The organism is Shewanella nanhaiensis (assembly GCF_019457885.1).
In the GTDB taxonomy this organism is placed as follows: Bacteria; Pseudomonadota; Gammaproteobacteria; order Enterobacterales; family Shewanellaceae; genus Shewanella; species Shewanella nanhaiensis.
On record NZ_JAHZST010000010.1, the window covers coordinates 66,082 to 92,604 of the forward strand.

The following is a 26,523-nucleotide window of genomic DNA, read 5'->3' on the forward strand; positions in this document are numbered from 1 at the left end:
TATCTTGAGGTAGCTTGGGTATAATGGGCTTTAATTGAAATACACCGCTTACTTTAAGCGTATTTGCTCACTTTTCTGAGTGCTATTTGCTGCTTTAACTTAGAAAGGTGATCGGTAAACACGACGCCATTGAGATGATCCATCTCATGTTGAAGCACTATCGCTAAAAAGGTATCAGTTTCAATTTCAAAAGGTGTCCCCTCTCTATCGAGCGCTGTCACTTTCACCTTCTCATTTCTGGCGACTTTAGCTCGGTAACCAGGAATAGATAAACATCCCTCTTCACCGACAAACTCCCCCTCTGCAGAGACTATCTCAGGATTGATCAAGACTTGAGGTTGATCTCTTTCCGGTGACAGATCGATAACCAATATCGCATGTTCACTGCCAACTTGTGTTGCAGCTAAACCAATTCCATCATCGGTGTGGTACATGGTTTCTAATAGATCATCAATAAAACCCTGCACCGCGCTGATATCTGTTACCGGCTTAGCTTTTCTTTTTAGTCGTTCATCAGGGATGGTGAGAATATCGAGTACAGCCATTTAGATCACATTTCAGAGAAAAATTTGGCGTCATTATGACTTATTTTTTTCTAAAGGCAACTTTAACAATAGATTGTTCTAATCGAAATTTTCAATTTCATAGGCTTGCCACGTGCATCTTTATCGATAAATAACAGACTTTCTCGCTTGTATTACTCTTTTGTTATCGCTAGCATAACAAAATGTATAAAATATACGGAAGTGACAATAATGACTAGAGTTGCACGAACTCCGTTGCCAAAGACTTTTTTTGTGGCAAATACCATGGAGATTTTTGAGCGTTTGGCTTGGTATGGTTTCTTTACCCTGTCATCACTCTATATGACCTCACCAATACTACAGGGAGGACTAGGATTTAGTGAGCAGGAGCGAGGCCTATTACAGGGGATGATCCCCTTCTTCCTCTATCTGTTCCCAGTACTTACTGGCGCACTAGCCGATAGATATGGATACCGGAAAATGTTCCTACTGGCATACGCCATTATGAGTCCCTGTTACTTCTTACTTGGCCAGGTTAACTCTTTTGCAGGTTTCTTTATTGCCTTTATGGGAGTTGCATTAGGTGCAGCCTGTTTTAAACCTGTGGTAACTGGCACTGTGGCTAGAACAACAGATGAAACCAACCGAGGTCTAGGCTTCGGTATTTTTTATATGATGGTCAATGTCGGTGGCTTTCTTGGTCCATTTATCGCTGGGTATGTGCGCGCGATCAGTTGGGATTGGGTCTTTATCATGTCCTCGTTCTGGATCGCAGTGAACTTCATCCCTGCTCTACTTTTTTATCAAGAACCCACAGATCAAGCGAAGCAGAAAGGAAAACCACTGAAAGCTGTGTTATCGGATATTCAAGAGGTACTCGGAAACCTACGATTTGCAATCCTCTTCTTTGGTACTTTAGTGATCTTAATGGCTTATGGGGCTAAGTGGTTAACAGGCAATGAAACACTGGTCATCTATCTTGGCTGGTTTTTGGGCCACTATCTCTGGGATCTAAGTGCCAACACGCAAAAAGATAGGCCTTGGTACAGACAGAAGATCACGGTAGGAAACAAACCTTTCGTCATCTATCTTTTGATCTTGTCCGGTTTCTGGATGGTTTATCAGCAAATATTTATCACTTTACCTATCTATATTCGCGATTTTGTCGATACATCAGATCTGGTCGCCATGTTAGCTCAATATCCCCAGCTGCTAGAGTTTTTTGCCCACGTCGAGTTAGATGCACTGAAAACAGAGCTGTTAAGACTAGCCCAAGCTGTTTCTAGCAGGGAGATTGATATAAAGCACGCCTATTTCGAGCTCGTTCACTTAAAGGTAATGGTACCGATGAATGAATTAGGCCAAGGCCTTATCAGTATTTCAATCGATCCGGCTAAAGCCAGCGAATTGGCTCAAAACTGGGCTAATCAACATAGGCAGGTCAACCCAGAATACTTAATAGGGCTTAACTTCCTCTCTATCGTGCTGCTGCAGATCATAGTTAGTCGTTTCATTGAACGTTTTCAAGCGTTGCCAGTACTTGTCGGTGGAACCGTGATCTTGGCTCTTGGAACGGCGCTAGGCGGAATAGCTCACGGCATGATCATGGGCGGCGTCATGGTTTTGACCTCCATTCTCGTCTTCTCTATTGGTGAGATGGTCGCATCACCAAAAAGTCAGGAGTATGTCGCCAGTTTTGCACCACAAGATAAGAAAGCCATGTTTATGGGTTACTACTTCGTGTCATCGGCCATCGGCTTTCTACTTGCCGGTCCGCTCTCTGGCTACCTTTACTCTGAAGTTGCAAAGCAGGCAGGTCGACCAGATTTGATGTGGTTTATCATAGGAGGGTTTGGACTTCTGACCGCCATTGGACTAGTACTTTTCAATAAGTTCAGTGCCAGCAAGCTCGTAGAGCAGCAGATAACTCAATCACCTGTTGAGGAAGCAAGGATATAAAGTGATTCTAAAAGGCGCATGTCGTTTAATCCCATGCGCCTAAGCCTTGTTAGATGCTAAATACTCAATTAAAACTGAGACTGCAGTGCAAATACCCATTGAGTATCTTCATACTCAATCTCATCAATACGATGAGCTTCATAGCGATACCTCACCTCCCATGACCACTGCTCGCTTAAACGATAACCCAGTGACAGCCAAGCTTCGCCCTCAAAACGCTCACGACCATCAATGGCGACACTCGCTTGGGTAGTCAGTTGGTTATACCATCGGTCGCTCCAAGGCTTTAGCACAGAGAAACTGGCATTTGCCGCAAAACTGTTACTGCTAGAGTGCTCATCGATACTAAGATAATTTGCAGCAAGCTCAGTAAAGACTAATGTCTCATACCAACCGACATACTCACTTATAACACCAAATTGATACTGATAATGGCTTAGCCGACCTATCTCAGTGTCCGTTTTGCCATGATTAACCTTGGCACTAATATTTAAGTTGTTGCCTGAAGATGCAGGCGCATACAGATAAGATAGTGTCCATTTATCTCCTCCCATATTGGTATGTAACTCGATCTTTTGTGACTCACCTCCTAACCGTCCACCCACCTTAAACACATCGGCATCAAAGCCAATACCTAGGGATGTTTTTAGGTTGAGAGGATCCGCTATATGACGGTTTAGCTGAGCCTGAGCAGAGAGAGAAACAGTGGAGAGAAGAGCAGCCATTAATGGCAGAGTCACTCGAATAAGGTTTGGCATTGGTCACACCGTGAAAAAATCCTATTATCACGTTTAAAATATACAGCATCAACGGTTTTCACCATATATTACAACGAAGTAACCGACTTAACACAGCTCACCAATTACCTGCAAAAATGTATCAACCTCAGGCGTTTCTGTAGCATATTCCTAGTCACCATCCTAATATCTGGTTATGATAAATAACATGAGTGAATTAATACGGTATCTATTTTAAAGGCTGCCTGTTTATGAAATATCTGTTGATGAAGTGCCTATGTCAAAGCAAGTAACCGTGAGTCCAATCGAAAAAATTTGGTTTATCGTTAACCTCATCCCTAAAGGTTATGTCTGTTCCTATGGAAAAGTCGCTGATTTGGCAGGCCTTCCAGGTAGAGCCCGATATGTCTCTACAGCACTAAAGCGAGCCCCAAAAGAGATGACATTACCTTGGCATAGAGTGGTTAATAGTCAGGGAAAGATCTCTTTTGAAAGCAATACTCAAGCCTACCAAAATCAGATGGAGAGATTAAGACTTGATGGTGTTGAAGTGAACCGAGGCAAAATTTTATTGTCTCAATATGAGTGGAAGCCAGATCTTGCTACGCTTATGTTCGAGATCCCTTTTTAACCGCCCTCCTCAACAGACTTGCTATAAGAGGGTTAGAGGAGCAAGATTAATAAAACCTGTTGTCACTCAAATTAATCTGTCACCCATGGACCTCTTACAGCTGTAACGAGCGAAAAGTAGTAAAGAACACATTAAATAACCGAGTCGAGGAGATCGCTTTTGTCTGTAAGTAAACATCTAATCGTCGCAGCACATCTTCTAAGCGCCAGTTTCACCCTTGCGGCAGCCCCTACGCCTTTAACACCGCAAACAGCTGAGTACCAAGTTAATTACGGCAACATCGAACTTGGTAAAGCCCGCTATCAGCTTCCCATCGCCGAAGGCAATGTCTACCAATATCGTTTTGACAGCGATGTAAGCCTGCTTGTTCTTTCCGACAGAAGGAATGTGCGCAGTGAATTTACCTTAGATGGCGATCAACTAACGCCTATGCGTTATACCCATAATCGTAAAGGTACAGGTCCTAGTTTTCAGGAGCAAACTGCCTTCGCCAAGGGACAATCAGTAGTTCACAGTCGCTATAAAGATGAGCGAGCTAAACTCCCTTACACAGAAGTGTTATATGATCCCCTCATGGCACAACTTCAATTTCGACTCGATATGGTTAAAGGGAAAAAAGAGCTCCACTACGCCATGGTCAAAGAGGGGGAGATAGATGAATATGATTTCCGCGTTGTCGGCAAAGAGCGCATGAATATTGACAGTGGCAGTTACGAAACCATTAAGGTTGAAGTGGTAAGAGACAGTAAAAAACGCCAAACATTTTTCTGGATGGCACCCGATCTAGCCTACCTTCCCGTACGCCTTACCCACTTTGAAAAGGGCAGTAAACAGCTGGATATTAAACTATTAAACTATCGATTCTCTGAACCACAACAAACAGCGAAGAGCTTACCTAGCGGATCAGACGATTCCCCCCAACCATAATTCACCTATCAAGATTCAGTAAATCTCCCAAATGATACAGATCATTTGGGAGATAGCTTGTAAAAAGGTAAGTTTTTATCGTATTTGATAATGCCTCTCGACATTTTTAGTCAACAACCCCCATCTAGATTGGCGGGCTCGTGTCTGGTGCAACTCAAAGGCAGTTTGATTAATAAACTCTTCATAGACATTAAATTGATATTGATTAACAACATCTTGAACAACTTCAAATTGTAAACAGCCATCCTCCAGCCTAGTCAACCTAGTGTGTTCAACTAATGCCTTTTGCACCACTTCTAGCTCGTCGGCGCTTACGACGATATACCCTTCTAGAATAACGTGCACAAAACTAACTTCCCTTCACGCTCTTGAGGTATTCAATAATGTCATTAGACTCATAGAGCCAGCGCACACCAGCTCCCTCCTCTATACGAAGACACGGAACCTGTTTTTTACCGCCCCCCTCTATCAGTTCTGCTTTATGGTTAGCGCTGGAGTGAATATTTTTTTGAACTAAGTCGACTCCCATCATCTTAATCGCTAACAGCACTTTTATGCAGTAGGGACAAGTATTGAAGTAATAGAGCTGAATGTTATCCAAATACGTTGCTGACATTTTGCCTCCGAAGGTGAAATAGAATGAGTAAACGGCTCAGGTAAATGCAAAAATAGTCTATTCACTCATAGATAAAAGCGTCTACATGAAACAGCGCTTACCTGCTCCATACAGATAGACCTTATAAACAGAGATAAAATTACACAGGACAATTTTACAGCAGCTAATGACTCTATATTGCTAAAAGAGCTATCGATACTCAATCCTCTCCCCTTTACAAAACAGCTCCCAATCGCCAGCACCCAATATATTCCACTCTTCATTATTGGTTAACGGTCGTGTTGCAATCACAGTGACGATATCATTTGGCGTGGTCTCTTTTTTAAAATCGATAACCACATCAGTATCGATAAGTTTTGCCTGACCAAACGGTGCCTTTCTGGTGATATAACAGAGATTATTGCTGCAATAACTCATCAGGTGGTCGCCGTCACTTAAGATCATATTGAATACACCAAGGGCTCGGATCTCGTCAGCTAAACCTGCAATAAAAGTAAATACGGGTTTAAGCTCTTTAGGCTGCTGTTCACCAAATTTCTTTACTACCTCCTCTAAAATCCAACAAAATGCCTGCTCACTGTCGGTATCTCCCACAGGTTGAAAACGAGACACGATAAATTTATCTTCATAGTCAGACAGTTGCCCATTATGAGCATAGGTCCAATAACGCCCCCAGAGTTCACGAGTAAAAGGATGGGTATTCTCCAAAGACACACAACCTCTATTGGCTTGCCTAATATGACTCACAACCACTTCACTTTTAATCGGGTATGATTGGATCAACTTTGCAATATGAGATTCGCTACTAGGGCAGGCGTCCTTAAACGTGCGACTGCCCTTACCTTCATAGAAAGTGATCCCCCAACCATCGACATGGGGCCCTGTGACACCGCCTCTTTGCGCTAGACCGGTAAAACTGAATACAATATCTGTCGGCACATTCGCGCTCATCGCCAGTAGTTCGCACATCAAATTAACCTATTTTATTTTTACTTCTTTTTTCTATTCTAACTATTTGAAGCAGAAAGTGGAATCTTGTACAAAAACAAAATATTTAAACGTTTGTTTTAAATAATGCTTGTATTAAATAACACATAGGTTTAAATTTTATGCGACACAGGTCTGACCACAACCTATAATTGTGATATCGATCAATATAAATAATTGGCTAACAGCCAATCGATAGGCCGCCTTATTAAGGAGAATAACAGTGACTACCCTACTTTGGACTCTTGCGATGCTTTTTGTGTTAGGTGCTTTAACCTACCTCAGAGTGTCTCTGCTTACATCTAGTTTCATCGCCGCAATCGTCCTAACGATCGGCACAGCAGCTGAAGCTGTTAGTCCCTTAACTTGGATTATCTTTTTAGTTATCGCATTGCCACTTAACATCAGCTCATTTCGTAAAAACTTCCTCACTAAGCCGATGCTTAAGATGTATCGTGGCATCATGCCTGAGATGTCATCGACCGAAAAGGAAGCTATCGAAGCGGGAACAACCTGGTGGGATGCGGATATTTTTGCCGGTAAACCTGACTGGCAGAAGCTACATAACTATCCGACAGCGCGCTTAACAGCGGAAGAGCAAGCATTTATTGACGGCCCAGTCGAAGAGGTCTGTAAGATGCTTAATCAGCATCAAGTATCCCATGAGCTAGGAGATCTACCTCAGGAGATCTGGCAGTACCTAAAAGATCACGGTTTCTTTGCCATGATCATTAAAAAGAAATATGGCGGACTTGAGTACTCGGCCTATGCCCAATCTCGCGTCTTACAGAAACTCGCAGGCGTTAGCAGCGAACTTGCATCAACCGTCGGTGTTCCTAACTCTTTAGGCCCAGGAGAGCTACTGCAACATTACGGTACTCCAGCTCAACAAGACCACTACCTCCCAAGACTGGCAAAAGGTTTAGAGGTTCCCTGTTTCGCACTCACTAGCCCAGAAGCGGGCTCAGATGCAGGCGCTATCCCTGACTTTGGCATCGTGTGTAAAGGTCAATGGGAAGGGGAAGAGGTGCTAGGGATGAAACTGACCTGGAACAAGCGTTATATCACGCTTGCACCTGTTGCCACGGTCCTTGGCCTTGCATTTAAACTACAAGATCCCGATAAACTGTTGGGAGATAAAGAGGAGCTAGGGATCACCTGCGCCCTTATACCAACAGATATTGATGGGGTTGAAACTGGTCGCCGTCACTTCCCTCTTAACTGCATGTTCCAAAATGGCCCCACCCGAGGCAATGAGGTATTTGTACCGCTGAGCTTTATCATAGGTGGGCCTGAAATGGCTGGCCAAGGCTGGCGTATGCTGGTTGAGTGTTTATCTGTTGGACGTGGCATCACCTTACCGTCAAACTCCGCAGGTGGCATTAAAACTGCTGCAGTAGCTACTGGCGCTTACGCACGTATTCGTCGTCAGTTTAAGCTACCTATCGGCAAGCTTGAAGGCATTGAAGAGCCTATGGCAAGAATTGGTGGTAATGCTTACCTAATGGAAGCGGTCACCAGTCTAACAACCACAGGTATCGATCTGGGTGAAAAGCCTTCTGTTATCTCGGCTATCGTTAAATTCCACCTTACCGATAGAATGCAAAAATGTGTTATCGATGCCATGGATATCCACGGCGGTAAAGGCGTTTGTCTTGGACCGAATAACTACTTAGGTAGAGGCTATCAAGCTGCACCTATTGCTATTACAGTTGAAGGCGCGAATATTCTGACCCGCTCGATGATCATCTATGGCCAAGGTGCTATCCGCTGTCATCCATATGTACTTGCAGAGATGGAATCAGCATTCGATACAGATGCAGAGAAAGGATTAAACGATTTTGATGCTGCGATATTCGGTCATATTGGATTCACCGCCAGTAACCTTGTGCGCAGCTTCTGGTTAGGGCTTACCTCTAGCCGTTTCTCTAACGCCCCATACTCAGATAAAACTAAGCGTTATTATCAACATATGAATCGCTTTAGTGCCAATCTAGCACTGCTATCAGACTTAGCAATGGCGACTCTGGGTGGAGATCTCAAACGAAAAGAGCGTATCTCGGCTCGATTAGGCGATCTACTAAGTCAGCTATACCTCTCATCTGCCACGCTAAAACGTTATCAAGATGAAGGCCGTCAAACAGAGGATCTTGCTCTAGTACAATGGGCTGTTGAAGATTCACTGTACAAGTTACAAGACTCGTTAGATGACTTGCTCGATAACTTTCCTATGGGCTTAGGCCGCGTGCTTCGCGTTATTATGTTCCCGTTTGGTCGCCCTCTTAAGCGTCCAAGTGACATACTAGATCATAAAGTGGCTAAGATAATGCAAACTCCTTGTGCTAGCCGAGACCGACTAGCTAAAGGTCAGTTCTTAACCGCATGTGAAAACAACCCTGTCGGTATTCAAGAGCAAACCTTTAAAGACATTATTGCTTGTGAGCCTCTACACGATAAAGTGTGTAAAGCAGCGGGCAAACGCCTTCCCTTTATCTGGTTAGATAAAGTAGCTGCAGAAGGTAAGGCGCTTGGGATTTTAAGTGAAGATGAGATAAGCTTACTTGAACGTACAGAGATTGGGCGCATGAAATCAATTAACGTTGATGATTTTGACCCTGATGAACTTAAAGCTATGGTTGTCGCAAAGGCAAAACATGAACAAGCAGCATAACCTGCTAAATTGCTATTAAAAAAGGAGGCGTTAGCCTCCTTTTTTATACTTGTTACTCCAATGTCTCTTTACTTATTACCCTCTTATTTTCAGGATCACTCTGCTCTGAATCTTCATTGACTAAAGCCTCCTGCTCAGCGACAAGTTCTCGCTCTTTCTCTATCTTCTCATCTTGCCCCTTCGCCAATGCTTGGGACTCTATAGGAAGTAAACTTATCAGCTCTATCCCACTACTTAGCTCAGTATCAGAGGCAGTAAATATCTTAACCTTGCCCTCTTCAAGATAGATCAAAGGCATCGCGCACTCACCATACCTCTCTCTAAAATCTTTAAAGCTAAAGTTCTCAGTGATATTAGTGCTCTTTATCAAAGCCCCCTTCGCCATTAAACTTGCAAGTTTTGCGTAAGTAACCGACTCACCAAACAAGCAAAGACTCTTCTGATAAGACTCCGATAGCTGATGGCGAGCACTGGCCTCTTCATTGTGTGTCAAACCATAGACCTTATTACTACCAAAAAGATCTTGATAATGAAAACTCACCAATGGGTTAAGCTGACGATAGGGGGAGATCACCAGTAATCGCCCTATTCCCTTCATATCGAGAAAGTTAGCCGCATGTTCTGAGGTTGGATTACCGAAATAGACTGGCAAATTATCCATTCTTGCCAATCGAATATTATCCCAGTTGTTATCCGCTAAGGTCACAGTGACATTTTTCGACTTAAGCACTTTCGCCAGCTCACGTGAAAAGCTCGCTGCGCCAAAGATCAATAAACCTTGAGCCTTACCAGCATTAACCTCTAGAAAACGCGCCCAAGGACCAGCGGTTAAGCTCTGAATTACCACAGTGCCTATAATTATCAGGAAGACTAAAGGGACAATTAATCCAGCGCCCTCAACACCTAAACTTTCAAGCTTAATAGCAAATAGAGATGAAACGGCTGCCGCCACAATTCCTCGTGGTGCCATCCAACTTAAAAACCATTTATCAGCACGACTTAGTGAGGTTCTCATTCCGCAACACCAGACACTCAGTGGCCGAGCGATAAACATCACAACCCCTAACACTGCAACACCTTCCCAGCCAAGACTCAACAATGCATCTGAGTCTAGTCGTGCCGCTAACAGGATAAAAAGGGCTGAGATCAGCAACACCGTGAGAGTTTCCTTAAACTCGATGATGTCCGAGATATCCACACCTCGCATATTAGCCAAAAATATCCCCATCACAGTCACTGTAAGCAGACCTGATTCCTCCTGCGCTAAATTTGAGGCAACAAAAACCCCTAACATAATGGTTAGCACAGCGGTATTTTTAAGATAATGAGGCAGTAGGTTATTTCTGAGAATATAACCTACAAAAAAGCCACTCACGGCGCCGACACCCAATCCAACACCCAACATATAACCAAGCGCGTGCAGTACATGTGTCGTAGGATCGGCTACCACTGCGATATATTCAAACACAAGAACGGCTAACAGCGCACCAATAGGATCGATAACGATCCCCTCCCACCTAAGAATGCTTGCCAACTCAGATTTTGGCTTAATACTACGCAACATAGGAACGATAACAGTTGGGCCTGTCACCACCACCAAAGCACCGAACAGCATCGCCATCTCCCAGCTAAATCCAAGCAGAAGATGGGTGGCGACACCAATACATGCCCAGGTGATCAAGGTTCCGATGGAGACTAGATTAGTCACCATACGGCCATGATCTTTTATCTCTTTAAAATTAAGCGTTAATGCTCCCTCAAATAGAATCACCGCCACACCTAATGAGATAATAGGAAACAGAAGATCCCCGAATATCTCATCGGGTTTAAGAAAGCCCAAACCGGGTCCAATAATAAGACCACATAGCAGTAGAGGAAGAATTGCAGGGAGTCTTAATTTCCAACCTATCCATTGACACAACAAAGATAAAACGCCCAATAAACCCAGCATCGCAGTGATCTGCTCAACCATAAAATTGTCCTTAATATTTCTCAATTTCTAACTGCAGTTTTGAGTATATGTCACTATGAAGTATTCCGTAGCTCACATCACCTCAAGTATTTAGTGACAAATAATGACATATTCAGCATATTAATCTAACAAAAAGAGCAATTAACACAACATTCACTACTGAATTGCCAATTTACACCGATTAGTCACTCAGACCTGTACTCATTTGACCTATATGACAAACATTCGCTCAATGGTATCGACCATATCAGCCAGAAATATATAAAGAGCCTGGCCACTATTCGCCGACATTTTGCTGACTCAATAAAGCGGGAAACTCTGCTAAAAATCGGCTTATAGACGCTCTTTGAAGCCGACTATCAAAAATCGCACAGATATCAGCAGGAATACTCTGTGTTAATGGAATAAAAATCACACTTTTCCATTGATGTTGACGGTAACTCTGAGGAACTATCGATACTAGGTTACTGGTCGCCACAACCGCCATTAAGGTTGCTGGCTCTATCACCTCTTGGGCTAGATTAGGGTAAAAGCCTCTATTTAAAAGTGCCTCAATAATCATATCTGTAGAGGCGGAATTAGCACGGTTCATAAACACAAACTCTTCATCGATAAGTTTATCTAAACTGAGTTTTTTATTACTCTTTAACGGATGCTCATCAGACACTAATACGCACATAGGTTCTGCATACAAAACCTTATCAGTAAATGGATGATTATTTCGGGTATCGGCTGATCGAACCAAGCCTATATCAATACTATGCTCGCTTAATGCTTTCTTCTGTTTCTCCGGTGATAACTCTATAAAGTTAAAAGAATATTCTGGATAACGTCTTTTAAACTCTTTTAGGGCTGAACCAAAACCTACCCAAAACATCGAGCTCATTAAACCTATGTTGATAGTACTATCTAACTCCCTACCCGCTTGAGACACCTTATTTATCGAATCACGAAACATATCAAATAATAGTGCACACTCTTGCTTCAATAACTGACCCACTTCAGTAAGTTGAACATAGCGAGTGGTTCGCTCAAATAGAGTCACATCTAGCACAGATTCTAACTCTTTTATTTGGGCACTGAGAGGGGATTTTGAAACATTAAGCTGCTCTGCAGCCTGTCCGAAGTGCATGCATTGAGACACGGCATAAAAATAACGAAGCATCTTTAAGGTGATTCGCCCACTCAACACGTTTTCATTAATATCCATGATTTTCTCCTAACTTTTCACCTCGATTATTGTGCCGATAATCAGAATAATAGTGCCAAATTTAATGATTAATTTAGAACAAAGGATGAAGTAAATTAAAGTTAAAGACAATAAATGATGAGGAAAGCCCATGATCTTTGACCCTGTAGACAATGCACTAACCACTATTTCAACCTATAAACCAAACTTCAGCCCTAAAGCAGCATTCATCTTAGGATCTGGTCTAGGGAGTCTTGCCGACAACCTCAAAGAAAAAGTTTCCATTGCCTATGACAAGCTTGATGGTTTCCCTGTCAGCACAGTCGAAGGTCACTGTGGAGAGCTAGTTTTAGGACTGATGAATGGCATCGAAGTCGTTTGTATGAAAGGCCGCGGACACTATTATGAACACCAAAGCATGAAGGTCATGACTAACCCTATACGTACATGTAAACGGCTAGGGTGTGAATTTGTTGTCATTACTAATGCAGCTGGCTCTTTACGCCCCAATAGCATAGATGTTGGCTCTCTTGTCATTTTCAATGACCACATCAATACTATGCCAGGCACTCCTATGACTGGCCAAAATGATGAAAACTATGGCCCACGATTTTTTAGCTTGGCCAATGCATACGATAGTTCATTGCGAATGGAAACCTTAGAGGTCGCAAAGAGAGAGAATATTCATCTCAATGAAGGGGTGTTTGTCTCATACAGCGGGCCTAATTTTGAAACTGCTGCCGAGATCCGTATGATGCAGCTAATAGGCGGAGACGTGGTGGGAATGTCAGTCGTACCTGAGGTTATCTCTGCAGCACACTGTGGTCTCCCGGTATTGGCCATCTGCGCCATTACAAATATGGCTGAGGGATTAGGTGATGAGGCACTGTCCCATGCTCACACACTAGAATCTGCAAAACTGGCACAAAATGACTTTATTAGATTACTCACAGCCTTCGTAGAGAGTCATTTCAGTCTACCTATAGAGGCAAAAGCATAATAGATATTGGTTGGCGGAGCGGACTAACTCTTATCAAAAGCCTAACCTGCGATATGACAGGCCGCTTTCTATTCAAAAGAGTCTAATATCTCCATGGATGGAGTGTATGCTCAACATTGTCTGGAACATTGTGAGTCCAACTGAACTACCGCTCTTATCGCTAAACATAATACTCAATATTTTTACATACAAAAAAGCCCTCATCTTTCGACAAGGGCTTCATTGTTTGGCGGAGCGGACGGGACTCGAACCCGCGACCCCCGGCGTGACAGGCCGGTATTCTAACCAACTGAACTACCGCTCCAAAATCTTCTGTCTTTATATCTGATACGGGACTCGAACCCGCGACCAAGGGCGTGACAGGCCGCCCATCTTTGCAAATAGCCCTAACCAACTGAACTACCGCTCCTAAACTTATCGCTTTACAGCTGTTTAATGGTTATGTCACTAACAATTAAACTAAATTTAGTAACTTGATTGGCGGAGCGGACGGGACTCGAACCCGCGACCCCCGGCGTGACAGGCCGGTATTCTAACCAACTGAACTACCGCTCCACATCAAGTTGCGAAGAATCATACGGATGAGAACAGCTCCCGTCAACAGAAATTTATCGCCTTATTACTGTTCAGTTAAAAAAGCAGCAACTGGAACGAAATTACTGCTTTTATTCATGAAAAATCGACCTGTACCGACTAAGCCATTAGAGATTAATACTCAGTTAATTAGGCGGATCTTCCGGCATTGTCAGATCTATCTCATCTAACGCCGTACTGACATCTTGCTCCTTCTCTTTCTCTTGATCTAAACGAAGTTGAGTCGCAGCAAGTGCCTCTTTTAAATTTCTACGTTTGCGCCAGATTAACAGGGCCAAACTGCCAAAGATTAACAAACAGACATTGACGGTAATAATCCAGAATATCGCTTGATCTTTCGCCTTCTCCTCCTCAATAGCTGCTTTTTTCGCAGCCACTGCAGCCAACTCTTCAGCTGTAGGAGGCGGCTTAGGCGGCTCAATCAGATTAAAAAAACGTTCTGGTAAAGCAAGTACGACCTCCCTACCAGATACCGTGGTACTCGCAGCGCTGCCTTTAACTCGGTAACTACCATAATCTGTCACTTCCGGTAGGGTAAGCTCTGTTTCACTTTCTGTAAGGCCATTTATGATAAGTGGTAACTGCAAGCCTGCTGGCCCAACTAATTCAAGATCGAGATGAGTTTCACTGAGTCGAAGTTGCTCTGAATCTGCTTCGATTAACAACTTCCAGCGCTCTTTTAAGGGCTCAGCAGGCTCAATAACTGCAATATCGACAGGAGATGGAGATAGCTCAAACTCATAGGTCGCCTCTCGGCTAAACACATTATTTTTGGCTATCACCTCTAGATAGTAACTTCCCCAAGGTTGGTTAAGGGTGATGTCCCCAGTAAAAATACCATCATCTGGGCGTTCATCCAGATCTTCACCGTTATCTTTATATGAGCCAACAACTCGGGTACCCGCAGCAAAATTCTCTTCGCCAGCCTGTTGAGCACTGCTAAATCTAACAGTCCAGTTAACCAAATAGTCTAAACCAGGCATCCTAAGCATTTTGCTGTCAGCAAGAAGGTGTGAAGTCACCTTTAGACGCTCTCCTTGAAAAAGAGGTTGTGGAAACTCCTCTACCCAGATATTTAACTCGGAGACTTTCTTAATGCTTGAGCCTTTGACCACACGTCCAATCAACTGCCAAGGGCCTGGAAGAGGATCTTTAATGGTGATAATGTCACCACTTAGCCCCTCTGCCCACTGCACATTTTCAGGGTGACGTTCGGCATACCACTTGCTGCCATCGGGTAAAACGATGACCACAGGGCCGCTACCAAACTGCCGCTGTACAATTAGTGTCATGCTATCGACCATATGATCGATACGAAAACGATTTTTTAATTCACTCGCGCGCTCAGAAGGCACTATATCAGCCGATACAATAGCGCTAGATTGTAAGCAAACGACAGCAATTAACCCGAGTATAAACTCCCGGAATCTTAGAAATGTCATAAAGTGACGTCTATCCTCGCCAAATACATTGCCCTGATTTTGCAACCAAATTTAATCTTTCTTCATGCATAGCTAGTTCATCGGCCGTAGCCGTGATCACTTTAAGTTTATTACGACTTTGGCTTAAACGCCTGATCCCACCATCTTCACTCCCCTCTTTCTCACTTGAAAGATTAAACTTAGTTTGCCCACCTGTCATCATCAGGTAAACGTCGGCTAATATCTCTGCATCGAGTAAAGCGCCGTGGAGATCACGACGTGAATTATCAATGCCGTAACGCTTACACAGGGCATCTAGGTTGTTTTTCTGACCCGGATGCAGAAACTTCGCTATCTCTAGGGTATCGAGAATGGGACAGATGTCGGCAGTCTTAGGCCCTACGGGTTGAAGTAGAGAAAACTCATGATCCATAAAGCTAACATCGAAGTTAGCGTTGTGAGCCACAATCTCTGCACCATCAATAAATTCGATAAAACTTTGGGCTACCTCGGCGAACTTTGGCTTATGGGCGACAAATTCGTTGGTAATACCATGGACCTCTATCGCTTCTTCATCAATGATCTGCTGAGGATTAATATATTCATGATAATGACGCCCCGTAAGACGTCTATTAATCACCTCGACACAACCAATCTCAATGATGCGGTGTCCCAAAAAGATGGCACCGGCTCCTTGGTTCATACCTGTGGTTTCGGTATCGAGAATGATCTGGCGTTTTGAACTTGATACGATATTCATAAGATTAATAGCACTTCATATGTTTTTGGGTATACTCGCCCAATGATTTGACTATGGTAACAACTTGATGTCTGTACTGAAACAACTCTCTATCTTTACCGATGGTTCCTGTTTAGGAAACCCAGGACCTGGCGGTTATGGCGTCGTAATGAAATACAAGGCACACACCAAAGAGCTTTCCGATGGTTTTGCATTAACGACCAACAATCGTATGGAGCTACTCGCCCCTATTATTGCATTAGAAGCCCTAAAAGTACCCTGTAAAATTATACTCACCAGCGATAGCCAGTATATGCGCCAAGGGATCACTCAATGGATCCACGGTTGGAAAAAGAAGAACTGGGTAACCTCTACCAAACAGCCAGTAAAAAATGTCGACCTATGGAAACGCTTAGATGCAGCAACCCAATCCCATGAGATTGACTGGCGCTGGGTTAAAGGTCACGCAGGTCATGTTGAAAATGAGCGCTGCGATACCTTAGCTAGAGTTGCCGCAGAAGCTAAGCCGACACAGGAAGATCTGGGCTACCAACCCACCACTCCCAATAACTAAGCAGTTTCCACACTAAACAGCGTTGTGCAGAAGCCGACAAATCGATCACAAAGTGGTGTCGACTTACGGCTTTTATGGTGAATACGATAAAACTGCCGCTCCAGAAAGAGTCCCTCAACCTCTATTATCGCTAACTCTTTACGGCTGACCTCCTTCTCTAAGGTCAGCTCAGATAATACCGCTAAGCCAGCTCCTTGCTTTACCGCTTGCTTGATTGCATCTGGCGTTCTAAAAACAAACTTCTCTACCGGTTGCATGTCTAATGCATTGGCAGCATTAATAAAGTAATCACGGGTACCAGAGCCCTCTTCTCGCATCACCCATGGTTGTCCTCTTAGTGCCTGCGGGGTGACATGTTGACCAGCTAAAGGATGGGCTGGGTGGCAAAAAATGAGTAAACGGTCTTTATGCCAAGCCTCAACTTTAATACGACTATCTAAACATTGACCCTCAATAAAACCTATTTCACTTCTGAACTCTAAGACAGATTTAATCACAGCTTGAGTATTATCGATATCAAGGTCCACTTGCGCCTGAGTATATTGCTGGCAAAAGGCCACGGCACTTTTCGCTAACATAAAGTTACCAATGGTCGAACTTGCGCTGACATTGAGCGTGCCGCTGTACTCCGCTTCAGGGGAGGAAAAAAGGTGTTCTATCTGATCGAATTTCTGCAAAGCTTCCGTTGCTAAAGGCAGCAGCAAACTCCCCTGGGAGTTTAAGCTTAATCGATTACCCACTCTTTCAAATAAACGGGCATCAAGCTGTTTTTCCAATTCAGCCAGTGCCATGGAGGTTGCAGGTGCCGATAGATTAACCATTTCAGCCGCTCTAGCTACCTGACCACTTCGGGCTACTGCCTCGAAAATAGTCAGCTGTTTCAATGTAATTCGCATGATGTTAGATCTATGATGTGAAAATTAATCGAAACTCCAAACACTTGAGTTAGGAGTTATCAGTTTTATATTTTTGATTAAAGTGCTCACTTCGACCCGCTGTGGGCGCTGTCGTCCATTGAGTCTGTCTCACTTTTCTTTTTTCATGAATGGGGGTCAAGGGCGACTCAAGTTTTCTTGCCACAATCAAATACAAGCTACCACTACTGGGAAGCCAAGCTTGCAGTGCATCTTGCCATATACTCTCGCTCTTTATATCACTAAGCAGATGATGATAGAGAAAACGTTCATCAGATATCACCTGATAGCCTAATAAACCCAACCAATCCTTTACCCTAGAAGGCATAAAAAAACGGCCACTCCAAGGTTGCTGTTGCTGGTATTTAGGCAATAGTTTACCAATAAATGCAGGACTTAAAGGGTTAAAACCTATGATAAAAAGATAGCCACCAGATATCAGGACCCTGTCAGTCTCACGAAGTAGCTTATAGGGATCGGGTTCAAACTCCAAAAGCATATTCATAACGACCGCATCGATCACACTATTTTGGATCGGTAACGCTGTAAACTCTGCACGAATCGCGGCTCCCTTACCATCGAACAGCGAAAAGCGGCGGCCAATGGGCAGGTCAGGCATCTCAAGTTCAGCACTCAGAGCCCCAAGATTGAGCATATGATAACCAAACACCTTAGGCCACCAAGGCGTCAATGTGTGCTCTATTAGGCTTTTAATCTGATCACCACAGGGAAGTTGTGACCAAAGTTGCGGCGATAAAGGTTGAGCATTGTCCGGCACAGCTTACTCCCTACGTTAATTTATATACGATAACAAGATTCATATCACTCTAGCTTGCTGTGTCTCACACCTTACTTGCACTGTATTTTAACAGCCATTTGGAGACATTAATTTGAAGCAGCACTAAACAAGTCATAACGTTAAAAAGTAATATGATAATCTATCACCTAATAATATACCCAAGCCACTTCAAGATGCTCGTTTCAGAGTCCCCGTAGGATAGCTGAACAAGGCAGTGATTGAGGATAATGGTTATTCCCTTGTTGATATCACTAACGCAGTGCAGCGATTCTACGGGAACTCCCGAAGGGCATGGCGAGAAGCAACATGTTTCTGTGTTATGAAATATTGAATTAGAATAACTAGTCCTACTATTTCATGCCTTGAACTCTGTCACTTCTCGACATGCTGAATCCTGCATCTTGAAGTTGTTTGGGTATAGGTACGTTATCACAACACTCTCCTCTTCGGATGGAAATTTAATTGGAAATAGATATGCCCAGTGAAACAGATTTAACCATCACCCCCATTCAAGCATTTGATGATAACTACATATGGGTTATCTCTAAATCTAGCTCACCTTTGGTTTATGTGGTCGATCCTGGCGATGCTAATGTTGTTATACATTACCTTGAAACGAATCAACTTACATTAGCAGGAATATTGATAACACATCACCATAGAGATCATACTGGCGGCATTAAGGCACTGATTGAGTACAGTGCAACTGACCTTGAGATATACGGCCCATCGAGTGAGAACATTGCAGATATTAATTACCCCATTTCGGCTCAAACTCATATCAAGCTGCAGGCATTAGAGTTAACGGCAAGGGTTTATCAATTGCCTGGTCACACCCTTGGGCATATCGCCTACCACATTCAAGATGAGCTGTTTTGTGGTGATACGCTATTTAGTGGAGGATGTGGTCGTTTATTTGAGGGAACGGCAAGTCAGCTACACCACTCCCTAGAGTTGCTTGCATCGTTAGCTCAACACACTCGCGTGTATTGTGCCCATGAGTACACCTTATCAAACCTTAAGTTTGCCATTCAGGTCGAGCCCAATAACAGCCAATTAGCGCACTACTATCAAGATTGCCAAACTTTACGAGCTAACAAAAAGATAACCTTACCCTCCACGATTAAAACCGAAAAAGAGATAAACCCTTTTTTACGTTGTCACATCTGCGAAGTTGTTACTGCAGTTAATCAACACTTCAATCAAAAAACTGTTGATACTGTTACAACTTTTGGACTTCTTAGGCAATGGAAAGACAAGGCTTAAGAAATAAATTACAATAATGCGCTAATAAGTCCCCTTTCTCAGCTATACATCAAAAAGTAGAGGGACTACATTGAGGAATTTATTGTTAAATGCGCATACAAGTATTTGTAATAGCAGGGGGAATTGCCCTGCTATCTGGTTGTCAGTCTTTCAATCAAACGACAAAAGACACCACAGAACAAGCTCAGCCACTGGTTCAACAAGCTGCATTATTACCCCCAGCTATCGAAAAATCGCCAATTGAGGAGGCCATCGAGATCACCGATGTTTGGCAACGGATACGTTTAGGACTAAGCCTTCCTGTTCCCGATCAAAAGCTGGTAAATCAATATCGCGATTGGTACATCAAACACCCACAGCACCTAGAGCGGGTATCACAAAGAGCCGAGCCTTTTCTTTATCTTATTGTTGAAGAGATAGAAAAACGAAACCTTCCCATTGAGTTAGCCTTACTTCCGATTGTCGAGAGTGCCTTTGACCCCTTTGCATACTCCCATGGGGCAGCCTCAGGTTTATGGCAATTTACCGCCCCTATGGCCAAACATTTCGGGCTAGAGATGAACTGGTGGTATGACGGACGCCGTGATGTGCCCGCAGCCACGGTTGCAGCTTTGGATATGCTCGAATACCTCTATATAAAAACACACGGTAATTGGCTCTACGCAACCGCTGCCTATAACACAGGAGAGGGCCGCGTTCTCAATGCCGTCAAGCGCAATAAGAGACAGGGTAAAGCCACTGACTTCTGGTCTTTGGACCTGCCAAGAGAGACGGAGCGTTATGTTCCTCAAATGCTCGCTTTGGCGGAAGTCATAAAAAATGCAGATAAATATGGCATTAAGCTTATGCCAATTAAAAACCAACCTCAGATCCAAGTTGTGGATATTGGTGGTCAGATAGATCTCGCATTAGCCGCAGGGATGGCAAATATGACCACCTCTGAGCTGCATAAGCTTAACCCTGGCTATAATCAATGGGCAACAGCCCCTGATGGACCACATAAACTTGTGCTTCCAGTCGATAAAGCAAATGTATTTAACCTTGCGCTGGCTGAAACAAATCCAGATGAGCGATTAAACTGGGAGAGATATAAGATAAAATCCGGTGACAGTTTAGGAGTGATAGCGAAAAGATATCACACCACAGTCCCAGCACTACGGGCCGTTAATGATATAAAGGGCAATACGATTGTTATAGGTAAGCATCTGTTGATCCCTGTCGCTGCTAAATCGCCTGAACAGTACGCTTATTCGGCAAACCAAAGGTTACTGGCTAAGCAAAAAGGAAAATCTGGAAATAAAGTTAGCTATACCGTTCAAGCAGGTGATTCCTTTTGGAAAATTGCCAAGGCACATAAAGTGTCAGTCTCTCAGCTGACAAGCTGGAACAATATGGCTCCAAAAGATGGGTTACGAATTGGTAAAAAGCTGACTATCTGGACAGGTGGAAAACAGAAAACCTCCTCAATCACCCGCACTGTTAACTACACAGTAAGAAACGGTGACTCCTTAGCTCGTATTGCGACTAAGTTTAAGGTTAGTGTGAATGATCTTGTTCGTTGGAATGCACTAGAAAAAAGCAAATATATCCAGCCAGGTCAAAAACTTAAGCTCTTTGTCGATATGAGTAAAGTTCGCGCCTAATACCTATTTTAGAACGAAAAAAGCCAGTGGATGTCAATGACAAACACTGGCTTTTTTATGCCGAGAACTTAATTCAAAATTTCGTTAAGTGATAAGCTAATATCGCCCATCGCCAACTCTTTTGACTCCATCGCCTGACCCGCATAGATGGCCTTAATGCTATAGCCTTTCCCCTTTAGCTGACTCATCACGGTTTGGGGGATCTTAAATTTAACCGTCACCTCTTTGCCAGATGGGATAACGGTATCTCTAATGGCTTGAGTAAACATCATCTCATTGGACCATGCCCAAACTTTATCTCCCATAGGATCAAGAAGGTGGAGATCGGCTGTCATGCCTGAGCGATATTGAATTGGTACGCTATAAGATTGATTATTAAATATCTTAAGCGAAACCAATAAGCCATTATCGAGAGTAGCGTTAAGCTCACCAGTTAAGAGGCCTTTACTCATCTTCCCCTCCGAGTGTTGTTTTTGTAGCTTTGTAATGTCCACGTCATCTTTTGCTAAAACAACAACCTTCACCTTTTGCTCTTTAGGCATATCGGCCTCCACAGGCTGAGTTTCAGCTACCGAAGCCAGCTTATTCTCAAGATTACTTTGAGAACAAGCGGTCAAGCTGGCAATAGCAAGGGTTACTAACAACATAGGATTATTCATTAAAAGCCCCCTAGCTTCTTCAGGATACTGTCTTTCACTTTATCTTTGACCTTGTCGGTCTCCTGCTTCAACTTAGCATCAAATAAAGCTTCAGTGTCTAACGCAAATTTAGGCTCAGAGAATGTACCAGTGATAGCAAATGGGATCTCTATACCATGAAGTGCATCGCGATCACCTCCTCCTTGCCCTTCAAGCGAGCCAACAACAGAGGTGGTTAGCGAGTAATCTAATGCCTCACTAACAATATTCGCAGTTCCAGCGCCAGCAAGTCGTATTAAGGGAGAAGCCATTAATAGATCAGGATTAGAGACAACTCCCTTAACTACAGTGAATGAGCCAGTTAAGCTAGTAAAATCGGTTTTTTGCTCGGCAGTCCCTGAACTGGAAAGATCGCCACTGAGTTTCGCCTTGGCATCGCGGATCATCTGAGGAATATTTACCCCATAAAGTGCACCATCAGCAACCTCAAATTTACCGTTTGCAGCTAAGTTTTTCTTTATATTATCAACAATTAAACTTCTCCCTTTACCTTTAACATTAAAGTTAGCGGTACCAGCAATAAGATCAATTTCAGCAGCATCTTTCATTAAATCAAGAATTTGTACACCCTTTACAGATTTATCGAAGCTATAGCTTGCGATCTTTTGACGTCCATCGAGCTGTGCATTTGCTGATAACTTACCTTGATAAAGGTCGGCAGTTAACTGGCTCATGTTCAAAACGCCATTATTTAACTTAGTCTTCATCACCCAGTTACTAGTCAACATATTGGCCGCTTTTATCGACTTTACCGTCATAGCGAGATCAAAGTTAACTAACTTAAGCGCGGATAGATCAGGCTCTTTATTTGAGCTCACTTGCGGTGAGCTCGATTTCTCCTCGGTCGCTTTTTCAGCCGGCATAAAAGTGTCTAAATTGATATCACCAAGATCCAATTTACCATGAATATTAGGCACCTTACTGCCATAAGCAACTTTCACTTCGCCAGAACCTTTAATGTCTGCCACAGCAAGTTCATCAAGTGTCACTTCAAGTTGTTTCTTATCCAAGAGTACTTGGATCTGTGCAAGTAACTGAGTATCCAGTTTTTGATTAGGGATCCCCTCGCCTATAACAGAGCTCTCAATTTTGAGATCTTTTAATTCAACAGCCTGCATCGACGGAGCAATTTTAATCATCCCCTCCCCCTGGCTTGTCAAAGTCATATCAGGTAGTTCAGCTGTTAACTCATAGGCTAGTGGCGCAAATTTACCTAAACTAAATTCACCTAATGTCAGTTTATCCATGGTGAAAACTTGCTCAGTGCCCGCAATCGCATCAGTCATTGTGATTGTCGTATTGGTAATCGCGATACCGCCAATATCTAAGCTAGCGAGTTGAGCACCACCAGCTTTTGTGTCTGTTTCTGTCGCTTTAGTTTGAGTGGCACCACCATCTAGGCCATCAAAACTCGTTTGGCCATCTTTGCGAGTCTCTAGATTGACCGTTAGGCCATCAAGATTTAGTTGGGCAATCTCAACCTCTTTGCTAAACAGTGGCATTAATGCGACTTCAGCCACCACATTATTCACTTTCAGCATCGAAGCTGCATCAAAGCCTGCTGGGTTTGAAAGCGATATCTGAGATAACTCAATCCCTATAGAGGGGAAAAAGGTCCAGCTAAGATCATTTTCAATAACGAGATCACGCCCTGTCTTCTCTTTTACAGCGTCGACCAATTCAGGTTTAAAATCGTTTGGATCGAAAATAAGCGTTAGATACGCGATAAGAGAGGTAAAAAGGAGCAAAAATACGATAAAAAACCATTTCAAAATTTTCATAACAGGTTCCGTCTGAATTAATAACTAGATTAAAGTATGACTGATAGATCGAGCTTCTTATCCGAAATAGCCACACCATTATCATCTGAATATACCATCATACCTGGCACAATTATAATGTTTGAGATATTAAGTTCGGGGTTTATCTCTCCGACGTCCAGTTTCTCGGTCTTAATAGGATTAGCCCCCAAGGCTTTGATACCAATATCTAATTGACTCAAAACACCCACATCTCTCACACACCCGTTAATGATAATCCCCTCCCAGCCATTTTCAACAGCACTCATAGCAATCATGTCACCAAGTAAAGCCCTATTTAGTGAAGCTCCCCCATCAACAAATAGCACTTTCCCCTTACCATCATCAGTTAGGATCTGCTTTACCTTAGAGTTATCCTCAAAACATTTGACTGTTACAACCTCTCCGTAGAATATTTTTCTCCCCCCATACTGTTTAAAGCCAATAGATAATAATGAAAGTTCATTTGGATAATTATCATAAAGATCGGGCAAAAGGTCGTGCATATTAATCTCCTAAATCCATTTAACTAGGCTTACTCTTCACTCCATCATACAACAAAAAGAAAGATCTTCTTGGCTGACATGCTTTAATACAAATTTATTTACTAATAACAATATGAACCTCTTTAAGTAACTTGTTTAAAAGTCTATAATCATAATCTTGGTCAATTCAGACCTTTGAACAAACCGTAACATCTCATTAAAAAGTGATTAATAATGAATAACAATTTTGATTTACAAAGTGCAATAGCAGCATTAGATGAGTATGGATATGACAAAAAACAGTCCAGTGATCTAACTCAAGCTCGTAATAAACAACAGATGAGTAAATATATTGAGTCGCTAGATTATAACCTTCGACGTTTATTAATATTACAAGAAACCGTTAATGAGCTTGTTGCTAAGAAGAAGCACTTAATTGCACAGCAAGAGAATATTCAAACTTACAAAACTAAAGTTATTAACTTATCTAGACAATTTAATATCTCTTATGATGAAGTCTTACAAATAATGCAAGAGCAAACGAACCAAGTACTCTAAATTTTTGACTATTCACTTAGTGTTCACATCATTTAAAATCTCAATTTAGACTTTAAAGTTTGAAACTAACCCATTCAATTCGGATGAGCCTTGCAATATCTGCTCGCTAGTTTGCCCTATTTGAACACTCTTGTGTTGATTGTCTAATGAAATATCATTGATACGTGTGACATTCATGTTGAGCTCTGCAATGACTGAGCTTTGCTCTTCAGTTGCGGTAGCAATCTGCACATTCATATCTGATATTTGTCCAATAGAGGCTTTAATCATCTCCAGAGCGTCTACAACCTGCTTCGTCTCATCAACCGTTTGACTCGAGCAGTTCTTAGCCCTATCCACAGAATCATTCACACAGATAATGGCCTCACGTATCGCATCGATAATGCCATTAATCTCTTGAGTTGATTCCTGTGTCTTACTGGCTAAGCTTCTTACTTCATCAGCAACAACAGCAAAACCACGTCCGGCCTCACCAGCTCTTGCGGCCTCGATCGCCGCATTTAAGGCAAGTAAGTTAGTCTGCTCCGCAATCCCAACGATGACATCAAGGATCTGACCTATTTTTCCTGAGCTTACTCTCAGCCCTTCAGCGCCACTGGAGGTTACCTCTAACTCTTTAGATAACTCATTTATTTTATTTACTGCACTGTCGACCACCATAGTCGTCTTATTTGCTTCCGCATCGGCGCCCGATGCACTTTCAGCCGCATTTTTTGCGTTCAATGCTACCTCTGTTGCAACCATTGACATCTCATTGATTGCTGTCGCAACACTTTCAGTTTCTGTCTGCATATTTGCCGTCACAGTATTGGCTTCGCTGGATATGGTAGAAAGCCCAGAAGCTAACTGCTGACTATGAGTCACGGAGCTCAAAACAGACTCAACAACAGCTTGTATCTTAATCACGAAGACATTGAAGTTTGTTGCTACCTCTTTAAGCTCATCATTACCAGACTCCTCTAATCTTAAGGTCAAATCGCCCTCTCCCTTGGAGATATTTTCCAGCGCTAGAATCGTCTGCCTTAAAGGTTTGGAGATACTTTGGGAGATAATCAGTAGAATTAAGATAACTGGTAACCAAACCAAGGCTCCAATTAACAGATATTGCCAGGCAAAAACGGCTTGCTGTGCTTTTATATCATCAACATATATTCCCGTTCCTACAATCCAACCCCAAGGTTTGAATCTTTTCACAACACTCATTTTAGGGCTTGGCTCGGTGGCATCGGGACGATTCCACATATACTCAACTCGAGTCGACTCGCTATGTTCCGTCCCCGTGACCATTAACTGAAAGAGTTGAACTCCATTAGGATCTTTCATTCCCAGCACATTTGTTCCAACAAGCTTTTTAGCAAATGCATGCTGAACCATGATCCCTTGAGTATCAATTGTCCAGTAATACTCTTTTCCGGCATAGCGCAATGCATCTAAAGCGACGATAGCCGCCTCCTTCGCTTCACTTTCAGTCATAAGACCGTTTTGGGCACTTTGATAATATCTCTCAACGACCTTTACGCCCACATCAGCCAATGAGCTTAATTTACCCTCTTTCTCTTTAAACAGGAGGTTATCGATATTATTCAACGCAAATAGGAACATTAGCAAGGTCGCTACGATAGACAAGGCTAGCATCAATAAAAGACGCTTAGATATTTTTATCTTTCTAAACAGTTGGTTAATTGAGTCCATAGTTCAACCTTCAGCTCTATTGCTTGTTAATAACCTTACATTAATGATGGGCAAAATTTGCTATTTGTCAAAACAACTTACTGCTTAAATTAGCCTACAAAAGCCATTTTTACTGAACTGATAAACTT

The 26,523-nt window shown here is 42.8% G+C and carries 24 protein-coding genes and 3 tRNA genes; 9 read left to right on the forward strand and 18 right to left on the reverse strand.

The genetic code is table 11. The features are described from left to right. Positions 1 to 53 precede the first annotated feature (53 nt). On the reverse strand, positions 54 to 545 hold the full coding sequence (gene def, locus K0625_RS14350; RefSeq protein WP_220110318.1) for a peptide deformylase: 492 nt from the start codon (positions 543 to 545) through the stop codon (positions 54 to 56). A gap of 210 nt (positions 546 to 755) precedes the next feature. Between def and K0625_RS14355 the strand changes: the two genes are divergently transcribed. Beyond that, positions 756 to 2,483, forward strand: a complete 1,728-nt coding sequence (locus K0625_RS14355) for an MFS transporter (RefSeq protein ID WP_220110319.1) — start codon at positions 756 to 758, stop codon at positions 2,481 to 2,483. Between the two features lie 68 nt (positions 2,484 to 2,551). Here the strand turns inward: K0625_RS14355 and K0625_RS14360 are convergent, their stop codons facing one another. Next, positions 2,552 to 3,241 carry a hypothetical protein gene (locus tag K0625_RS14360; protein WP_220110320.1) on the reverse strand — a complete coding sequence of 230 codons (690 nt, stop codon included), beginning with the start codon at positions 3,239 to 3,241 and terminating at the stop codon, positions 2,552 to 2,554. A gap of 256 nt (positions 3,242 to 3,497) precedes the next feature. On the opposite strand from K0625_RS14360, the gene K0625_RS14365 reads away from it, so the two are divergent. After that, positions 3,498 to 3,851, forward strand: a complete 354-nt coding sequence (locus K0625_RS14365) for an MGMT family protein (RefSeq protein WP_012325217.1) — start codon at positions 3,498 to 3,500, stop codon at positions 3,849 to 3,851. Positions 3,852 to 4,010: 159 nt separating this feature from the next. Then, positions 4,011 to 4,778 carry a DUF3108 domain-containing protein gene (locus K0625_RS14370; RefSeq protein ID WP_232847107.1) on the forward strand — a complete coding sequence of 256 codons (768 nt, stop codon included), beginning with the start codon at positions 4,011 to 4,013 and terminating at the stop codon, positions 4,776 to 4,778. A 75-nt stretch (positions 4,779 to 4,853) separates the two neighbouring features. Here the strand turns inward: K0625_RS14370 and K0625_RS14375 are convergent, their stop codons facing one another. The 3 genes from K0625_RS14375 to K0625_RS14385 form a co-directional block, all read right to left on the reverse strand. Next, complete coding sequence (locus tag K0625_RS14375; RefSeq protein WP_220110321.1) at positions 4,854 to 5,123, reverse strand: putative quinol monooxygenase; 270 nt, start codon at positions 5,121 to 5,123, stop codon at positions 4,854 to 4,856. A gap of 4 nt (positions 5,124 to 5,127) precedes the next feature. Then, positions 5,128 to 5,394, reverse strand: coding sequence for a glutathione S-transferase N-terminal domain-containing protein (locus tag K0625_RS14380; protein ID WP_220110322.1), 267 nt, complete (start codon positions 5,392 to 5,394; stop codon positions 5,128 to 5,130). Positions 5,395 to 5,583: 189 nt separating this feature from the next. After that, positions 5,584 to 6,363, reverse strand: coding sequence for a class II glutamine amidotransferase (locus tag K0625_RS14385; RefSeq protein WP_220110323.1), 780 nt, complete (start codon positions 6,361 to 6,363; stop codon positions 5,584 to 5,586). 241 nt (positions 6,364 to 6,604) lie between these two features. Between K0625_RS14385 and fadE the strand changes: the two genes are divergently transcribed. After that, positions 6,605 to 9,052, forward strand: a complete 2,448-nt coding sequence (gene fadE / locus K0625_RS14390; protein ID WP_220110324.1) for an acyl-CoA dehydrogenase FadE — start codon at positions 6,605 to 6,607, stop codon at positions 9,050 to 9,052. 52 nt (positions 9,053 to 9,104) lie between these two features. On the opposite strand, the gene K0625_RS14395 is transcribed toward fadE, so the two are convergent. Beyond that, complete coding sequence (locus K0625_RS14395; RefSeq protein WP_220110325.1) at positions 9,105 to 11,024, reverse strand: cation:proton antiporter; 1,920 nt, start codon at positions 11,022 to 11,024, stop codon at positions 9,105 to 9,107. Positions 11,025 to 11,301: 277 nt separating this feature from the next. Beyond that, positions 11,302 to 12,234 (reverse strand): LysR family transcriptional regulator, encoded by a 933-nt coding sequence (locus tag K0625_RS14400; protein WP_220110326.1) that lies wholly within the window; start codon positions 12,232 to 12,234, stop codon positions 11,302 to 11,304. A gap of 130 nt (positions 12,235 to 12,364) precedes the next feature. On the opposite strand from K0625_RS14400, the gene xapA reads away from it, so the two are divergent. Continuing rightward, complete coding sequence (gene xapA, locus K0625_RS14405) at positions 12,365 to 13,213, forward strand: xanthosine phosphorylase (protein ID WP_220110327.1); 849 nt, start codon at positions 12,365 to 12,367, stop codon at positions 13,211 to 13,213. A 227-nt stretch (positions 13,214 to 13,440) separates the two neighbouring features. Here xapA and K0625_RS14410 read toward each other — a convergent pair. The 5 genes from K0625_RS14410 to dnaQ form a co-directional block, all read right to left on the reverse strand. Continuing rightward, positions 13,441 to 13,517 (reverse strand) — tRNA-Asp (locus K0625_RS14410). A 24-nt stretch (positions 13,518 to 13,541) separates the two neighbouring features. Beyond that, positions 13,542 to 13,614, reverse strand: a tRNA-Asp gene (locus K0625_RS14415). 77 nt (positions 13,615 to 13,691) lie between these two features. Beyond that, positions 13,692 to 13,768 (reverse strand) — tRNA-Asp (locus tag K0625_RS14420). 164 nt (positions 13,769 to 13,932) lie between these two features. Then, the gene (locus K0625_RS14425) at positions 13,933 to 15,249 is read right to left on the reverse strand and encodes a TIGR03503 family protein (protein ID WP_220110328.1); all 1,317 of its coding nucleotides are present in this window, start codon (positions 15,247 to 15,249) and stop codon (positions 13,933 to 13,935) included. A 10-nt stretch (positions 15,250 to 15,259) separates the two neighbouring features. Continuing rightward, positions 15,260 to 15,988, reverse strand: a complete 729-nt coding sequence (gene dnaQ / locus K0625_RS14430) for a DNA polymerase III subunit epsilon (protein ID WP_220110329.1) — start codon at positions 15,986 to 15,988, stop codon at positions 15,260 to 15,262. 67 nt (positions 15,989 to 16,055) lie between these two features. On the opposite strand from dnaQ, the gene rnhA reads away from it, so the two are divergent. Beyond that, entirely contained in the window at positions 16,056 to 16,541 is a 486-nt protein-coding gene (gene rnhA / locus K0625_RS14435; protein ID WP_220110330.1) for a ribonuclease HI, read from the forward strand. On the opposite strand, the gene K0625_RS14440 is transcribed toward rnhA, so the two are convergent. Together K0625_RS14440 and K0625_RS14445 are read right to left on the reverse strand one after the other, a co-directional pair. After that, positions 16,538 to 17,437, reverse strand: coding sequence for a LysR substrate-binding domain-containing protein (locus tag K0625_RS14440; protein ID WP_220110331.1), 900 nt, complete (start codon positions 17,435 to 17,437; stop codon positions 16,538 to 16,540). The two genes, rnhA and K0625_RS14440, sit on opposite strands and share 4 nt — an antisense overlap. Positions 17,438 to 17,486: 49 nt before the next feature. After that, complete coding sequence (locus K0625_RS14445; protein WP_220110332.1) at positions 17,487 to 18,233, reverse strand: class I SAM-dependent methyltransferase; 747 nt, start codon at positions 18,231 to 18,233, stop codon at positions 17,487 to 17,489. A 495-nt stretch (positions 18,234 to 18,728) separates the two neighbouring features. On the opposite strand from K0625_RS14445, the gene gloB reads away from it, so the two are divergent. Further along, positions 18,729 to 19,520: a hydroxyacylglutathione hydrolase gene (gloB, locus tag K0625_RS14450; RefSeq protein WP_220110333.1), complete on the forward strand. Its 792-nt coding sequence runs from the start codon at positions 18,729 to 18,731 to the stop codon at positions 19,518 to 19,520. Positions 19,521 to 19,609: 89 nt separating this feature from the next. Continuing rightward, positions 19,610 to 21,163, forward strand: coding sequence for a LysM peptidoglycan-binding domain-containing protein (locus tag K0625_RS14455; RefSeq protein WP_220110334.1), 1,554 nt, complete (start codon positions 19,610 to 19,612; stop codon positions 21,161 to 21,163). A gap of 68 nt (positions 21,164 to 21,231) precedes the next feature. On the opposite strand, the gene K0625_RS14460 is transcribed toward K0625_RS14455, so the two are convergent. From K0625_RS14460 to K0625_RS14470, 3 genes are read right to left on the reverse strand one after another with little or no spacing between them, the layout of a single operon-like run. Further along, complete coding sequence (locus K0625_RS14460) at positions 21,232 to 21,822, reverse strand: BsuPI-related putative proteinase inhibitor (RefSeq protein ID WP_220110335.1); 591 nt, start codon at positions 21,820 to 21,822, stop codon at positions 21,232 to 21,234. Then, positions 21,822 to 23,642, reverse strand: coding sequence for an AsmA family protein (locus K0625_RS14465; RefSeq protein WP_220110336.1), 1,821 nt, complete (start codon positions 23,640 to 23,642; stop codon positions 21,822 to 21,824). Before K0625_RS14465 ends, K0625_RS14460 begins: the two co-directional genes overlap by 1 nt. 29 nt (positions 23,643 to 23,671) lie before the next feature. After that, entirely contained in the window at positions 23,672 to 24,166 is a 495-nt protein-coding gene (locus K0625_RS14470) for a putative 4-hydroxy-4-methyl-2-oxoglutarate aldolase (RefSeq protein WP_220110337.1), read from the reverse strand. 213 nt (positions 24,167 to 24,379) lie between these two features. On the opposite strand from K0625_RS14470, the gene K0625_RS14475 reads away from it, so the two are divergent. Continuing rightward, entirely contained in the window at positions 24,380 to 24,703 is a 324-nt protein-coding gene (locus K0625_RS14475) for a hypothetical protein (protein ID WP_220110338.1), read from the forward strand. A 45-nt stretch (positions 24,704 to 24,748) separates the two neighbouring features. On the opposite strand, the gene K0625_RS14480 is transcribed toward K0625_RS14475, so the two are convergent. Further along, entirely contained in the window at positions 24,749 to 26,395 is a 1,647-nt protein-coding gene (locus K0625_RS14480; protein WP_220110339.1) for a methyl-accepting chemotaxis protein, read from the reverse strand. Between the last annotated feature and the right edge of the window lie 128 nt (positions 26,396 to 26,523).